Genomic DNA, 15,051 nt, shown 5'->3' with positions numbered 1-15,051 from the left:
AAACGTAGTCCATCATGATGGAGTTGGTGGGCTTGTTGCCTTCGAACACCTTGTGCGGAGCGAGGAAAGCGACTTCTTCTTCAGACTTGCCAGCCTTGCGGAGTTCTTCTGCAGCCTGGTCGAGGGTCTTACCGTTCATGAGAGCTTCCGGCTGAGCGAAGAAGTTGGAGAGCAACTTCTGGTGATGATCGCCAACAGGGTTGTGGCTGTTTGCCGGGGCGATGAAGTCGCAAGGAATCATCTTGGTGCCCTGGTGGATCAGCTGGTAGAAGGCATGCTGGCCGTTGGTACCCGGTTCGCCCCAGAGGATCGGGCCAGTCTGGTAGTTCACGCGCTTGCAGTCGCGGTCAACGAACTTACCGTTGGATTCCATGTCAGCCTGCTGGAAGTAGGCAGCCAGGCGATGGAGGTACTGGTCGTAGGGGAGCATAGCGTAGCTAGAGGCACCGAAGAAGTTGTTGTACCAGACACCGATAAGGGCGAGAATCACCGGCAGGTTCTTTTCCACCGGAGCAGTCTTGAAGTGCTGATCCATTTCGTAAGCGCCCTGGTGGAGCTTCATGTAGTTATCGAAGCCGATGCGGAGAGCGATGGACAGACCGATTGCAGACCACAGAGAGTAGCGGCCGCCAACCCAGTTCCAGAATTCGAACATGTTGGCCGGGTCGATACCGAAAGCGGTAACTGCTTCAGTGTTGGTGGAAAGAGCAACGAAGTGCTTTGCGATGGACTTTTCGTCACCGTTGAAGGCCTTGAGCACGGCTTCCTTGGCGGTCTGTGCGTTGGTCATGGTTTCGAGGGTGGTGAAAGTCTTGGAAGCGACGATGAAGAGGGTTTCTTCCAGGTTAACCTTCTTCAGGGTTTCTGCCATGTGGGTGCCATCGATGTTGGAAACGAAGAAGACTTCCGGAGAAGTTTCGCCTGCAGCCGGCTTTTCAGCATAGGGCTTCAGGGCTTCGGTAACCATCACCGGGCCCAGGTCAGAACCGCCGATACCGATGTTCACAACGTACTTGATGGACTTGCCGGTGTGGCCCTTCCACTTGCCGGTACGGACCAGCTTGGTGAATTCTTCCATGTGGGTAAGAACTGCACGAACTTCGGGCATCACGTCCTTGCCGTCGACGCAGATAGCTTCGTTACCCTTGTAGCGGAGAGCGGTGTGGAGAACAGCACGCTTTTCGGTGGTGTTGATCTTTTCGCCGCCGAAGTACTTAGCGCGGATGTCTTCGAAGTTGGCGGACTTCAGGAGGTCCTGGAGCTTTGCCATGGTTTCGTCGGTGATGATGTTCTTGGAGTAGTCCAGGAAGAGGCCGCAGGCTTCAGCGCTGAACTTTGCAGCACGGCTGGGGTCCTTGGCGAAGAGTTCCTTCATGTGCCAGGTCTTGGCTACTTCGGAGTGGGCTTCAAGAGCCTTCCATTCCTGAGAATCAGTCAGTTTAGACATTGTTTATCCTTTCCGCTAAGCGGGTGTTAAATACAGCGTAAAATATAGAAAATATGCTTCTTACGATATTCTTACATGGAATAAACCCGGTCATAATATGGCATTGGGTAATATTCCAAGTACTACTAACCGTTGACAAACTGTCCATAAAACCTGTCCACAGATTTGTGTTTTCCCTCACCCGTTTAGGTAATTTATAGACATAGGGATGGGAAACCTATCATTGTTTGGTGAAAAGGAAGGTTAATTATGGAACAGCGTTTTCAAGCTCAGAATCGTACCATTACAAAGCAGTACGGCCCGAAGGTTGAAGCTATCCTCAGTGGTTTGCTCGTTATCAGCGGCAGTGCTCTGCTTTTGATTGCTAATCTCGTTTAATCATTTTCCCATCTACACTGCCAGGGACATTTAGAGTGTTTAGTCCCCGCTGTCTAGATTTTCTCTCTTAGTTAAAAAAGTCCCCGGTGATTAACCGGGGACTTCTTCGTTTAAGTTTTTCTCAGGAATTACTTGTGCTGCGGCGGGGGAGGCGGGAAACCTTCGTGACCGGGCTTGGGACCGTGTTTCGGGCCGTGGCCTTTGGGGCCGTGGGGGCCCTCGTGAACGTTCTTCATGTTTTCGTTATGGAAGGCGCGGAACTTTTCCATCTGTTCCTTGGAGAGGATGCCTGCCAATGCGTTGTAGCTGTTGACGCGCTGGTCCAGCATGGCGCTCTGGGATGCGAGAACGCTTGCCTTTGCTGCGTTAATCTGGTCGGCGTTGCCGGCTTCCATAGCTTCGCGGAGCTGCTTTTCGGCTTCCTGACGCTGCTTGCGGATTGCCTTTGTGGTGGAGTCGGAAGTTGCACGTTGCTTTTCGATCTGCGCCTTCTGTTCCGGGGTCACCTGCAGGAGGGAATCCAGGAACTCGGGAGCGACCTTCGGGCCGCGGCCACCTTGGTGACGTTCGCTCATTTCCGGGCGGGGGCCGTGACCGTGCTTGAAGCCAGGGCCCTGCGGACCATGGGGACCCTTGCCTTCAAATCCCGGGGGAGGGGGCGGCATCATCATGCCTTTTTCGCAGGGCGCAGGTGCTTTGTTGTTGAAGCAGAGCGCACCGGCAAAGAAGCCCAGGGCGCAAGCAAACACGAACATGCTTGCGATGAAAAGTTTTACGGATCCCTTCATAGTTTACTCCTTCATCAAGTAGTTGATGGCGGTTGAATTTTCCATAAGGTCGAAGTCTTCGCTATCGTCTTCGCCCAGGCTGTTGAACCATGCGACAGTATCGCTGGATTCCATGGTGCTCATGGAAATAGTCTGGTCATCGATAGTATTGAAGGCTGCGAGCCATGCGCTGAGACCCACAAGAGCAAAGCTTGCTGCCAACGGGATAGCGCTGTAAATTGCACGGAAAGAAATGATGTTCGACTTCTTGGGTGCAGCCTGTTCTGCATCGAGACGGGCGCAAACCTTATCCCAGGAATCTGCACGAGGGGTAAGTTCTTCAAGCTTGGAGAAATCCAACTTGTCGAGATCATCGTTTTCGGAGATGTCGGTAGAAAAATTGATGTTACGCATACATTTTCCTCTCCTTTAAAAAATTCTTCACAAAGTTTCTGCCGCGGCTAAGGCGGGCTTTAATGGTTCCTACGGGCATTTCGTAGATGTCTGCCAGATCCTTGACGTCCATGTCTTCGGCATCCTTGAGCCAGAGCATGCTTCTTGTTTCGGCGGGCAGTGCATTTAGCCCCATCTGAAGCAATTCCGGGTCGTAATCCTTGAGAATTTCTGCACTTTCCTGCTTTCCGAGTGCATTTTCCACGATATTCTCAAGATTCAGTTCTTCAAGTTCGTGATGTCGCTTTTGGGCGCGCAGTTTCATGAGGCAGGCGTTCACCGTCAGCTTGTAAAGCCATGTTCCTAGGGCGGAATCGCCTCGGAAGCTTTGGATAGCCTTGGGAACTTGCACGAAAACATCCATCAGGAGGTCTTCGGCCTGGTCACGATTCTTCATCATTCTGAAGGCAAGGTTCAAGACCTGCTTGCTATGGGACTGCCAAAGCATACCCAAAGCCTCGCGGCTGCCTTCCTTAATCTTTTGTAGAATGATTTTTTCGTCCATTGTAACCTTTTGATGTTTTAATGGTTGGTTTGGTTGCATAAAAAATAAAAAATTTGATTTTTTTGAAAATTGCCGTTTTTGACCTCTTTTAGGCGTATTTGGGGTGTTCGTCGCCATCTTTTTTAAACTATATTGCATAAAAATGCTGAAAATTCTCCTGGACAAGTTGAAAGAAGCCTTTACGTCGGTGCTCCCTGTGGCATTGATCGTTTTGGTGGTGTCTTTTACGCCTTTGGTAAGCTTGTCCTGGAAGGAATTGCTTGTTTTTGCCCTTTGTGCCGTGTTCTTGGTGATTGGTATCGGCCTTTTCAACCTTGGTGCCGACCTGGCCATGACTCCCATGGGTGAACATGTGGGTTCCGGTTTGGCTAAGTCCCGCCGCCTTTTGCTTTTGGTTTCCGTGTGCTTTGTGATGGGCGTGCTGATTACGGTGGCGGAACCTGACTTGTCCGTTTTGGCGGAACAGGTGGAAAATGCCATTTACCCCAAGCTTTTGATCGGTACGGTGGGTGTGGGCGTAGGCCTCTTTTTGCTTTTGGCCATTTTCAAGATTGTTTTTAAGAAAGATCTTTCCTCCATTATCATCTTCTTCTACATGGTGCTTTTCATGTTGGGCATGCTGATGATTTCCATGGGGAAGGCAAGCTTTGTTCCGCTGGCTTTTGATAGCGGTGGTGTGACCACGGGCCCCATTACGGTGCCCTTTATTATGGCTTTGGGCGTGGGTGTGGCTGGTGCCATTGGTGGTCGAAATGCCAATGAAAACAGCTTCGGCTTGATTGCCCTTTGTTCCATCGGCCCGATTCTTGCCCTGATGGGCTTGCTCCTTTGTTCCAAGGGCGACTTGGCCTACGAACTTTCTGAAAGTGCCTATTCCATCGATGCAAATCTTGGAATGAATTTCTTCCATACCGTTCTTGGTGTGGCCAAGGAAGTGATTGTGGCTTTGGGCCTGATTGTGGCGTTCTTTGTGGTGCTTCAGATTTTTGTTTTGAAGCTGACAAAAACAAAGTTGATGCAGATCGGTTTCGGTATCATCTATACTTTTGTGGGCTTGGTGATTTTCTTGACGGCTGTGGCCGTGGGCTTTATGCCTATCGGTTTTGAACTGGGCCAGCAGTTAGCTGCAATTCCTAAGGCACTGGTGGTTGCTGGCTTTATCATCGGTATGGTGGTGGTGCTTGCAGAACCTGCGGTGCATGTGTTGAATAAGCAGGTGGAAGAAATCACTGGTGGTCTGGTGACCAAACGTTCCATGTTAATTGCCTTGTCTGTGGGTGTTGGCATTTCCATTGGTCTTTCCATGATTCGCCTGATTTACGGATTCCCTCTCATTTATTATTTGATTCCGGGTTACTTCCTTTCTCTTGGTTTGTCCTTCTTTGTTCCGAAACTTTATACGGCCATTGCCTTTGACTCCGGTGGCGTGGCCAGCGGTCCCTTGACTTCCAGCTTTATTTTGCCTTTGGCAATTGGCGCCTGCGCTTCCGTTCACGGCGGTGGCGATGCCATTTTGAATTTTGCATTTGGCATTGTGGCCATGGTGGCCATGACTCCGTTGATTACGATTCAGGTTCTTGGCTTTAAGGCGATTCTTTCCAGAACCCTCCGTAATCGTATGATGATGCGTCGCATCCAGGATGCGGATGATGAACAGATTATTGACTTTGTGTAGGTAAGGCATGGCTGATATTGGAAGATTCAATCCCGTAAGAAGACGCGGCCACGCTGTTACCGATGGTCATTCTGCCGTTTCCATGAACAAGTTGAAAATCATGATGACGGTGGTGAGCCGTGCCAAGGCGGACTTTTTTATGGACCATATCCAGTCCTTCGGCGTGAACATGCAGATGGTGGTTTTCGGGCAGGGAACTGCTCCCAAGGAAATTGCGACGGCTATGGGCTTGGCCGACCCAAATCGCGCGGTAATCATTAGCGTTATTGGCGAGGACCATTTGCCTGCTGCACTTGAAAGCCTTGAGGAAAAGTTCAATACCATTCCCGGCGGCAGAGGCATTGCCTACACGATTCCGATGGCAAGCATTATCGGCAAGTCCATCTTTAATTTTTTAAGCGATAACCGCGACGCGGTTCGGAGACAGGAAAAATGAGCGCATATAATCACGAAGTCATCTTTTGCATTGTGAATAACGGCTTCTCCGAAATGGTGATGGACGCTGCCAAGGAAGCTGGCGCCCGTGGCGGTACGATTCTGAATGCCCGCGGTACCGCAAACAAGGAAGCGGAATCCTTCTTCCATATTGCAATCCAACCGGAAAAGGAAATCGTGATGATTCTGGTGGATTCTAAAATCAAGGATGCTGTTCTTCATTCCTTGTACCAGAAGGCTGGCCTCGATACCATGGGCCAGGGTATTGCATTCTCTCTTCCGGTTGATAACGTGGTTGGCTTGACTCCTTGGAAGCCCGAAGCAATCGCTGCAGCCAAGGCTGCCGCTGCAGAAAAGGCTGGCACCAAGGACGATGAAAATGCTTCTCTTGCTCAGCGCTTTACCCAGAAAATGGCTTCCATCGTGAAGCCCTCTGAGAAGAAGTAGACAAAGAAAAAGGGGTTAGATATGAAAAAACATTTTGCTTTAGTAATAGGCCTTTTTGCATTGATTCTTTTGGAAGGTTGTGCCTCCAAGGATGCTATTCGCATTGGCCAGTACAAGTGGACAAAGCGAGGCATGTATTTGCAGGTTCCTCATCCGGAACCGGTGGAGTTTACTTTGCCGTTTATGCCAAATGAACAGTGGGCTTATAGGGTAGCAACTTATTCTATTGAACATGGCGTATTCAGAGTTCAGTTTGTTTTGGGCGAAGTAGAAAGTCCTAGTTTGAATTTGACGGCTCGAGGAGCAACAAGATCCCTGGTTGAACGCGATAGCTCCTTCACGCCCCCTCCAATGGCTTCGGATTCTGCTGTAGTTATGTACTTTATGCAGTGGGACGCTGAGAATTCTTTTGAGAATTATGAACCCTTGAAAGGAGGTTCCGTACTTTCTTCTTCCTTCAATAAGGAAAACGGGTATGGGCTGATTTGCCTTGAGGGTAAAGATGATTTCCGTGAGTGTTCCGCGGTTAAATTGACGGAAAAGGGTAATTTCTATGTCGTCACAGCCTACACTGTTAATCCGATGGATAATCCGGATAAGTATGTGATAGACATGATGGAATCCTTTGACCACTATAATCCGTAAAGGATAGACTCTCTAAATTTTTATTTTCATTTCATTCATGGTGTATTTGTATAAATTTACGCCATGAATATTCTCATTTATTTCCTGTTTGCCCTTTCAGGTTTTGCCGGCCTGATTTATGAAGGCTCCTGGGCACGTTATCTTAAGCTTTTCCTGGGTCATTCCAGTTACGGACAAGTTCTCACCCTCTGCATTTACATGGGCGGCCTTGCCATCGGTAGCTTTGTTGCCGGTAAGCTTGTGACGAAGACCAAGCGCCCGCTTTTGGGCTACGGTCTGGTGGAACTCGCTATCGGTATCGGTGGTGTAGCTTACCACCCGCTGTACAACTTGCTGACAGGATTCTTCTTTGATTCTGAATTTACGGCGGGGCTTAGCTCCCGAGGCGCTGAAATCGCCAAGGTGGTCCTTGCTACGGGTTCTACGCTTCCTATTGCGATCGCGGTGGGCATGACCTTCCCGTTTATTGCTGCGGGGCTTATGCGCAAGAGCGGTGCAGAAGTTTCTCTCCCCATGCTCTACTTTACCAACAGCCTGGGTTCTGCAATCGGTATTCTTGCTACCAGCTATTTGCTGATTCCAAACATCGGTAATCATGCGACCTTGATTGTGGCTGCTTCCATCAACTTCTTGCTGGCTGCGGTGTTTAGCTTTATCGGCATGACGACTTCGCCTGTGCCTGCTGCAGAAAACGAGGAAGAAATTGAAAATCAGAATGAAGACTATGCTGCGGAACATAACCTGCCCATGCCCCACAAGAACATGTGGCTGTGGATTGCAGCTATTACCGGCTTGACTTCTTTCGTTTATGAAATCGTCTGGACTCGTTTGCTTTCCCTGTTGATGGGTTCTTCTAGCCACAGCTTCGACCAGATGCTTTCTGCATTTATTCTGGGCCTTGCCATCGGTAGTGCTGTCAGCGGTAAGCTCCTGAAGAAGGATAGCCTGGTGGTGCTTTCCCTGGCCCAGATTTTCATGGCCTTCTTTGCTCTTTGCACCTTGTACTTCCACGAGCCCTTCTGGGCCATGATGAATGAGGCCAACCAGATTTTCAATCCCACGGCTGATGGTTATGTTTGTTGGAGCTTGTTTAAGTATGCCTTGTCCTTGCTTTGGATGGTGCCTACCAGTTTCTTCGCTGGCATGACCTTGCCTTTGATTACCTTGATTTTGACTCGTGCTTTCAAGAGCGAAGCTCCTATCGGAAAGGTTTATGGCTGGAATACTTTGGGTTCTATCCTCGGTTCTGCTGGCGGCGGCCTTTTGCTGTTGCCGCTCCTCCAGCTGAAGGGAGCTTTGGTCCTTGCTGCTGTTCTTGATTTCGCCATTGGCTTTATCCTACTGGCTGTGTACCGCAAGAAGTGGCGTCACAATGTGATGTTCTATGTGGTGGCCGCCGCCATGGTGCTGCCCGCCTTCTTTGTGAATTTCGACCCCCACCTGGTAACATCTGGCGTTTTCCGTTCCTACAAGAACATGCATCCCGATGAAAAGATTCGTGTTATTGATGGTAAGACCGCAACCATCAGTTTCCATGAATCCAAGGTCCATTATTATGTTAAGACCAATGGTAAGGCTGATGCAAGCTTGAGCAAGGATCGTACTCAGCCTATTTCCAGCGATGAACTGACCCAGGCAGCAACTGCATTCATGCCCATGGCTGTGAAGACGGAACCTTACGATGCTGCCATGGTGGGCTATGGTAGCGGTATGGGCGCCCATTATCTTTTGGCAGACCCGCTGCTGAAGGATTTCGACTGCGTTGAAATTGAAGAAGCCATGATGGACTTGGCCAAGGGATTCTATCCGTATAACGCCCGTGGTTACGATGATCCCCGCATCCACATCTTTATTGATGACGCAACTACATTCTTCCACACCAATCGTCGTCAGTACGACATGATTATTAGTGTGCCTTCGAACCCTTGGGTAAGCGGTGTGGCTGGCTTGTTCGCTCATGAATTCTATGCTAAGATGAAGCGTTACATGAAGCCCGGTGGACTTTGGGTGCAGTGGATTCAGACCTACGAATTCAATGACTTGATGTTCTTGAACATTCTGAAGGCTTTGGATATGAACTTCCCCTATGTCAGCTTGTACAAGTCTACGGATGAACCGGACATCATCATGATTGCAAGTGATGAACCTGTGTACCAGAAGGGCATTGGCCGCTTTAGCACGGATTCCGTAATGATCAAGGAATTTGACCGCATTCATCGTGATCCGGAATTCTTCGGCGAAAGAAACTTCCTCTTCACCAACAAGATGGTTTCTTCCTTGCTAGAAGGTGTTGAACCCAACAGTATCTTTGTTCCCATGGTGGATAACCGCGCTGAAGAAGCCCGCTTCGTGCACTCCGAGGCCCACATCGTTCAGATGTTCGATTCTTGCGAAGTCTGCTGGCAGGAATACTTGAGCCCTGAAGAATACAACCTTCGCCGACCGGCACGTGCAAAGGCCATGATGGAAAATGGCGAGGACACTTACAAGAAACGTGGCTTGCTGGCTTACGCTGAAGATCTTTTGAAGAAGGCCCCGGTTGCTGATAGCGTCGCAGTCGATAGTTCTGCTGTGGATAGCGCAGCCATAGAAAATCCGCAGTTGGCCGCATTGGAATCGTCTCCGGAATTCCAGAAGTTCCGCGAGGAATATGTGGAATGGATCCGCACCATTCCTATGGAGGCTCGCGATTCCAACGAGGTCTACGTGAAGATTCGTGAACTGGTTGAGAACAAGGCTGTGCCCCAGAGCTTTGCAGATGAATTCAATATCCTTGAAGCTGCTCGCGCCAAGGATTACGCCAAGGGCGCCTTGGCCGTGGCAGACTTCTACGACCGTTACGAAATGGGCGAAATGGATCAGCTGTTCCTTCGCAACTGCGTGCTTGTGGCTCTTATGGCTGGCGAACCGGATTTAGCTGATGTCATCTACAAGAATGCTATCCAGAGAAACGAAGAATTCTTCGCCGTGGAAAAGCGCTTGATCGAACGCGAAATTCAGAAGCTCCGCAAACAGATTAACGCAGCAAAGATTGGTCGCTAGATTGCGCTGCTAGTTGTGCGGTGCTGATCTTGAATTTTGTTTAAGTCCCGTACATAAGAAAAGACCTCCGATTTTCGGAGGCCTTTCTTTTTTTAATGTAATGAAGAACGATGAACGGTTTCTGACACTTCCTATTGCAATGTCTAGTGAACGGTACTGTATGTTCTCGTATGAAGAACAGTGAACGGTTATTCCTAGAACAGGAAGCTGATGCCAGCTGTGGTTTGGAATGTCAGCAAACTGGAATTCTGGAAGGACTGTGCTTCGACAAGAATCTTGTTCAACAAACTTGTAAAGCATTGAACTACACGCAGGTTGATGTATGTGTTTCTACTGATCATGTAACCCAAGTCAAGTCCTGCACCGATTTCCATACTAGACGTCATGACTGGATCCGGATTCGGGTGAGGAGTACGGTCTCCGTTGTTTGAAACGTTTTCGAAAGAGGAACTTCCGTTTAGTTTAAGACCGAGATTCAGACCAAGGCCAACATAGAAATCTGTGCTTTCAAATTCGTAGCGAACAATAATGGGAATTTCAAAGATGAAAATGTTGATGACAGATTCGTTGGTGTAAAGACCGTCTGCCATTTCCTTTTCGTAGGTGTAGCGACGATAGTTGAAGGTTAGTTCTGGAACAAGGCTCAAATTCTTGATGCCGAGGTTCATCTTCAACATAAGGCCTGCGCCGCCCTGGAAGCCGATTTTCCAACCATCGGAATTTTCACCAAAGAACGTGTTGATGCCTCCCTGTGCGCGGACGCCCAGCATCACGGGGCGAGCGAAACCTTCGGTACGTTGACGTTCAATTTCGGTCTTTTTCGTGGTTTGTGCCTTGTATCGGGCGTAAGCACTGGCGTATTCTTCGTCGTTGGCGAATTCGGCGTCGGAAGAACCGTCGTATGTGGCGGTGCTGTCGAATGCCGCAGCGCTGTCAGAGTCGTCTGCTTGCGGTACAGATGCCCATTCATCATCTGTAGATGCTTCCTGGGCGAAAGCCGGCATAGACAATGCCATGGCCATGGAAGCGATTAACGAAAATTTCTTGAAATTCATAGTCCAATAATAACAATCCAAAACGGTGGTTAACCGCCCCTAAAAATAAATTCAGGGACGAAAAAGAGAATTGAAAATTTTTTTTACTTAACCAACCGCTAAATTGGGAAGAAAAGTCCCAATGTTGTATGCAATGTATAGAGTTTTGACCCCATAATCTTGGATTCTGCGATGTAATCCATGTCCAGCATGTTTGTGAAGTTCTGTACGATTCGCAAATCAACGATCATCCAACGAGTGATGGGGTAGCCGATATCAATAAGTCCGCCCAGTTCGACGCCTGCTGTGGGAAGGGTATTACTTCGTTTGTCCTTGGTATACTGGTCCTCGGTGTCGATGGTCTGGCGGAAAATGGATTCTCCGCCCATTTTTAGACCGAGATTTAAACCGAAATTAATGAAAAGGCCGTCTTGGTCAAAGAAATATTGAAGCATGACAGGAATGTCAACGATGATTTCCTTGATTTCTGCTTTGTTATGTCCGTAACTGACATCCTTTTCGTAGTTGTAGCGGCGGTAGGTGAAATCCAGTTCTGCCTGGACACCCAATGTTTTCCTATAAAGAGGAAGTCTGCCGACAATACCTGCATTGCCTTCGAAATCCATGTTCCAGCCAGAGGCTTTCTTTCCGAATGTGAAGTTCATGCCGCCGCCTGCACGTACGCCGAAGGTTAAACTCTTGGAAAAGCCTTCCTTTCGGGCTTCGTATTCGGACGCCGATTCGTTGATGTAGTAGGGACGTCCGTCGTCTTCCTCATCTTCGTGGGTGACTTTGGAACTGTCGACTGCAGCAACACTTGTGGAATCACCACTCTGGGTTGCGGCTTCGGCTTCGTTGGAGGAACTGATTTCGGAGGCGGTTTCAGAGGGGGTGTTGTTTGCTTGCTCGTCCTGGTTGGGGAATACGAGACCACAGCCGTCACCTACGCAGCTAGATTCATTTTCGTTATCCTCTTCACCGGAACCGGGAAAATATCCCTGTGCGAAAGCATTGGTGAAAAAACCTGCCAACGCAAAAGTCGTGGCAAAAGTCAAAAGGGTCTTCGAAAAAAACTTAGATGCGAACATACTAGAATTATAACTTTTTTTTCGTAAAAGGTGGTGTGTGAAATGGTAGTTTTGTACATTAACTGCATGAAAATTTAGGAGGATTTATGCGAGGATTACGCAGTCTTTTGAATTATATGGCCTGTGCAACTTTTGTTGCTGGGGCAGTTTTCTCACTTGCCGCCTGTGGTGACGATTCGTCATCTTCTGCGTCAAATGACCTTCCCCAAACCACGGAAAAATGTGGTGAAGAGGGTAGCTATAAAACTGTTAAGAGCAATAAGGTTGGGGGGACAGATGAGTATTACCGCTGTACAGAAGGAACATGGCAACCGTCTGAATATCGTGATCCTGTAGAACCCTGCAACGCAGAGAATGAAGGGGCTGTAGGCACCTTTACCGTTTATAGCGGCCGATTTCATACGGACTATTATTTTATTTGCAATGACGGCGTGTGGAAGGAAACGGGAAAACCTGCTGGCCCCAGTGTAAGTGAACAGTGCACCAAGGAAGATACGAAGGTGGGGGATACCTGCGTTGTTTATGTATCGTCGGGCACAGAAGGCACCCTTGGAATTCCAGGTGTTAACGTAATGTATGTTTACACAGAAGCGGGAGAATGGGAACCCGTTTGCCAACTTGCTGCTAATGGCGAATGCAAGGAAGAATAACAACAGAGTGGTTTATGTGCTTTCAAAAAAGGGAGTCCTGCTAGGCGGGATTCCTTTTTTCTATCTTTTCGCCGTAAAATTTTATAGCGGGCGCTTTTGGGCGTCTGCGAAAGGAACGAAATATGGCAAAGTATAATCCGCAAGAAATCGAAACCAAGTGGCAGGCTTACTGGGCTGAACATCAGACCTTCAAGACTGGCACCGATCAGTCCAAGCCCAAGTTCTACTGCCTGGACATGTTCCCGTATCCCAGTGGCGCAGGCCTCCACGTTGGTCACCCCGAAGGCTACACCGCAACGGATATCATTTGTCGCTACAAGCGTTCCAAGGGTTTCAACGTCTTGCACCCCATGGGTTGGGATGCATTTGGTCTCCCTGCTGAACAGTATGCAATTCAGACCGGTACCCATCCGGCAATCACCACCAAGAAGAACTGCGACAATTTCCGCCGTCAGATCCAGCGCCTCGGTCTTTCTTACGACTGGGAAAAGGAAGTGAACACCACCGACCCCAAGTACTACAAGTGGACCCAGTGGATCTTCAAGCGCCTTTATGGCACCTGGTTCGATGATGAACAGCAGAAGGGTCGCCCCATTGAAGAACTGCCCATTCCGGCTGATGTTCAGGCTCAGGGTGCAGCAGAAGTTCGCAAGTTCAAGGATTCCAAGCGTCTCGCTTACTACGCCGACGCTCAGGTCTGGTGGTGCAAGCACTGCAAGATTGTTTGCGCTAACGAAGAAGTTTTGAACGACGGTTCTCACGAAAAGTGCGGCACCAAGGAAGTGGAACGCCGTAACCTGAAGCAGTGGCTCATGCGCATCCCGCATTATGGCGACCGTCTTTTGAAGGGCCTGGACAAGCTGGATTGGCCCCAGGGCGTGAAGGACATGCAGAAGAACTGGATCGGTAAGAGCCAGGGTGCAGAAGTGGACTTCGCAATCGCTGACGCAAACGGCAAGCCGACAGAAAACAAGCTCCGCGTTTACACCACCCGTTGCGATACCTTGTTTGGCGCAACCTACATGGTGGTGGCTCCTGAACACAAGCTGGTTCCGACCCTCACTACTCCGGAACAGAAGGAAGCTGTGGAAGCCTACGTTCATGCCGCCGCCCTCAAGAGCGACCTGGACCGTACCGAACTGGCCAAGGAAAAGACCGGCGTGTTCTCTGGCTCCTACGCCATCAACCCGCTGACCGGCACCAAGATTCCGGTTTGGGTGGCTGACTACGTTTTGACTGGCTACGGCACCGGCGCCATCATGGCAGTGCCCGCCCACGATACCCGTGACTTCGAATTCGCAAAGAAGTTTAACCTGCCTGTTATCTGCATCATGGAACCGGACGCATCCTGCCCGGAAGACGTGAAGCCCCAGGTTCTCGCTGGCGAAGCTTGCTGGGCTGCCGACGGCACCTACATCAACAGCCAGAACGACACCCTCTGCCTCAACGGCCTCAACAAGGAAGCTGGCAAGGCTAAGGTGATCGAATGGCTGGAAGCCAACAAGATCGGTAAGGCTACCGTGAACTACAAGCTCCGTGACTGGCTCTTCAGCCGTCAGCGTTACTGGGGCGAACCGTTCCCCATCATCCACTGGGAAGATGGCGAAATCTCTACCGTCGACGATGCAGAACTCCCCGTGCAGCTGCCGGACCTGCAGGACTACAAGCCGGGTGACGGCGGTCAGTCTCCGCTGGCCAACGCAACCGAATGGCTCAACGTTGTAGACAAGAACGGCCGCAAGGGCGTTCGCGAAACCAACACCATGCCGCAGTGGGCTGGCTCCTGCTGGTACTACCTCCGCTATATCGACGCCTGCAACGGCGACGCATTCCTGGCCAAGGAACTTGAAAAGTACTGGATGCCTGTCGACCTTTATGTGGGCGGTGCAGAACACGCTGTGCTCCACTTGCTCTATAGCCGTTTCTGGCACAAGGTCCTCTTCGACCTGGGCCTCGTCTCTACCGACGAACCCTTCCAGAAGCTCTTTAACCAGGGTATGATTCTTGCCTTCGCTTACGAAGACGCAGCCGGCTCCAAGGTTCCCACCGACGAAGTGGAAGAAAAGAACGGCAAGTTCTTCAAGAAGGGTACCGACATCGAACTGAAGCAGATCGTTGCCAAGATGAGTAAGTCCCTGAAGAACGTTGTGAACCCCGATGACGTGGTTCGCGACTACGGTGCAGACAGCCTTCGTTTGTACGAAATGTTCATGGGTCCTCTGGATGCCGTGAAGCCTTGGCAGACCAAGGGCATCGAAGGTATGAACCGTTTCCTGGGCCGCGCATGGCGTTCTGTGGTGGGCGACGACGATGCTGCTCCCGTCTTCGTTGACGAAGCTGCTCCGGAAGATATCCAGAAGATTATGCACCAGTCCATCATCAAGGTCACAAGCGACATTGAAAACATGAGCTTCAATACCGCTATCAGCCAGCTGATGATCTTCAACAACGAAATGATGAAGATGGACAAGCGCTACCGCGAACC

13 protein-coding genes are annotated in these 15,051 nt (G+C 49.9%); 7 read left to right on the top strand and 6 right to left on the bottom strand.

What is annotated here, in order from left to right; translation table 11 throughout:
• From pgi to MJZ25_15330, 4 genes are all read right to left on the bottom strand, one after another.
• On the bottom strand, positions 1–1,447 hold a 1,447-nt coding region (gene pgi, locus MJZ25_15345), incomplete at its 3' end, for a glucose-6-phosphate isomerase (protein MCQ2125548.1).
• A 506-nt stretch (positions 1,448–1,953) separates the two neighbouring features.
• The gene (locus MJZ25_15340) at positions 1,954–2,613 is read right to left on the bottom strand and encodes a Spy/CpxP family protein refolding chaperone (protein ID MCQ2125547.1); all 660 of its coding nucleotides are present in this window, start codon (positions 2,611–2,613) and stop codon (positions 1,954–1,956) included.
• A 3-nt stretch (positions 2,614–2,616) separates the two neighbouring features.
• Positions 2,617–3,006: a hypothetical protein gene (locus MJZ25_15335; GenBank protein ID MCQ2125546.1), complete on the bottom strand. Its 390-nt coding sequence runs from the start codon at positions 3,004–3,006 to the stop codon at positions 2,617–2,619.
• On the bottom strand, positions 2,999–3,550 hold the full coding sequence (locus MJZ25_15330) for a sigma-70 family RNA polymerase sigma factor (GenBank protein MCQ2125545.1): 552 nt from the start codon (positions 3,548–3,550) through the stop codon (positions 2,999–3,001). The genes MJZ25_15335 and MJZ25_15330 overlap by 8 nt, the downstream gene beginning before the upstream one ends.
• A 142-nt stretch (positions 3,551–3,692) precedes the next feature.
• Between MJZ25_15330 and MJZ25_15325 the strand changes: the two genes are divergently transcribed.
• From MJZ25_15325 to MJZ25_15305, 5 genes are all read left to right on the top strand, one after another.
• On the top strand, positions 3,693–5,225 hold the full coding sequence (locus tag MJZ25_15325; protein MCQ2125544.1) for a DUF1538 domain-containing protein: 1,533 nt from the start codon (positions 3,693–3,695) through the stop codon (positions 5,223–5,225).
• 7 nt (positions 5,226–5,232) lie between these two features.
• Positions 5,233–5,661, top strand: a complete 429-nt coding sequence (locus MJZ25_15320) for a hypothetical protein (GenBank protein MCQ2125543.1) — start codon at positions 5,233–5,235, stop codon at positions 5,659–5,661.
• Complete coding sequence (locus MJZ25_15315; protein MCQ2125542.1) at positions 5,658–6,107, top strand: P-II family nitrogen regulator; 450 nt, start codon at positions 5,658–5,660, stop codon at positions 6,105–6,107. Before MJZ25_15320 ends, MJZ25_15315 begins: the two co-directional genes overlap by 4 nt.
• A 21-nt stretch (positions 6,108–6,128) precedes the next feature.
• Positions 6,129–6,752, top strand: a complete 624-nt coding sequence (locus MJZ25_15310; GenBank protein MCQ2125541.1) for a hypothetical protein — start codon at positions 6,129–6,131, stop codon at positions 6,750–6,752.
• Positions 6,753–6,815: 63 nt separating this feature from the next.
• Positions 6,816–9,794, top strand: coding sequence for a fused MFS/spermidine synthase (locus tag MJZ25_15305; protein ID MCQ2125540.1), 2,979 nt, complete (start codon positions 6,816–6,818; stop codon positions 9,792–9,794).
• 194 nt (positions 9,795–9,988) lie between these two features.
• Here the strand turns inward: MJZ25_15305 and MJZ25_15300 are convergent, their stop codons facing one another.
• Positions 9,989–10,849 (bottom strand): outer membrane beta-barrel protein, encoded by an 861-nt coding sequence (locus MJZ25_15300; GenBank protein MCQ2125539.1) that lies wholly within the window; start codon positions 10,847–10,849, stop codon positions 9,989–9,991.
• A 98-nt stretch (positions 10,850–10,947) separates the two neighbouring features.
• Positions 10,948–11,916: a PorT family protein gene (locus MJZ25_15295; GenBank protein MCQ2125538.1), complete on the bottom strand. Its 969-nt coding sequence runs from the start codon at positions 11,914–11,916 to the stop codon at positions 10,948–10,950.
• Positions 11,917–12,002: 86 nt separating this feature from the next.
• Here MJZ25_15295 and MJZ25_15290 point away from each other — a divergent pair, with 86 nt between their 5' ends.
• Positions 12,003–12,566 carry a hypothetical protein gene (locus tag MJZ25_15290; protein MCQ2125537.1) on the top strand — a complete coding sequence of 188 codons (564 nt, stop codon included), beginning with the start codon at positions 12,003–12,005 and terminating at the stop codon, positions 12,564–12,566.
• A 122-nt stretch (positions 12,567–12,688) separates the two neighbouring features.
• Positions 12,689–15,051: leucine--tRNA ligase (gene leuS, locus MJZ25_15285; protein ID MCQ2125536.1), on the top strand; the 2,363-nt coding region annotated here is incomplete at its 3' end.

Source organism: Fibrobacter sp. (genome assembly GCA_024399065.1).
GTDB lineage: Bacteria > Fibrobacterota > Fibrobacteria > Fibrobacterales > Fibrobacteraceae > Fibrobacter.
Note: the sequence above shows the minus strand (reverse complement) of the source record. Positions and strands in the feature narration are given on the sequence as shown.

Coding starts and splice junctions, on each gene's coding strand:
- MJZ25_15340 (MCQ2125547.1), bottom strand. CDS start 2,613: ATGAAGGGATCCGTAAAACTTTTCATCGCAAGCATGTTCGTGTTTGCT.
- MJZ25_15335 (MCQ2125546.1), bottom strand. CDS start 3,006: ATGCGTAACATCAATTTTTCTACCGACATCTCCGAAAACGATGATCTC.
- MJZ25_15330 (MCQ2125545.1), bottom strand. CDS start 3,550: ATGGACGAAAAAATCATTCTACAAAAGATTAAGGAAGGCAGCCGCGAG.
- MJZ25_15325 (MCQ2125544.1), top strand. CDS start 3,693: ATGCTGAAAATTCTCCTGGACAAGTTGAAAGAAGCCTTTACGTCGGTG.
- MJZ25_15320 (MCQ2125543.1), top strand. CDS start 5,233: ATGGCTGATATTGGAAGATTCAATCCCGTAAGAAGACGCGGCCACGCT.
- MJZ25_15315 (MCQ2125542.1), top strand. CDS start 5,658: ATGAGCGCATATAATCACGAAGTCATCTTTTGCATTGTGAATAACGGC.
- MJZ25_15310 (MCQ2125541.1), top strand. CDS start 6,129: ATGAAAAAACATTTTGCTTTAGTAATAGGCCTTTTTGCATTGATTCTT.
- MJZ25_15305 (MCQ2125540.1), top strand. CDS start 6,816: ATGAATATTCTCATTTATTTCCTGTTTGCCCTTTCAGGTTTTGCCGGC.
- MJZ25_15300 (MCQ2125539.1), bottom strand. CDS start 10,849: ATGAATTTCAAGAAATTTTCGTTAATCGCTTCCATGGCCATGGCATTG.
- MJZ25_15295 (MCQ2125538.1), bottom strand. CDS start 11,916: ATGTTCGCATCTAAGTTTTTTTCGAAGACCCTTTTGACTTTTGCCACG.
- MJZ25_15290 (MCQ2125537.1), top strand. CDS start 12,003: ATGCGAGGATTACGCAGTCTTTTGAATTATATGGCCTGTGCAACTTTT.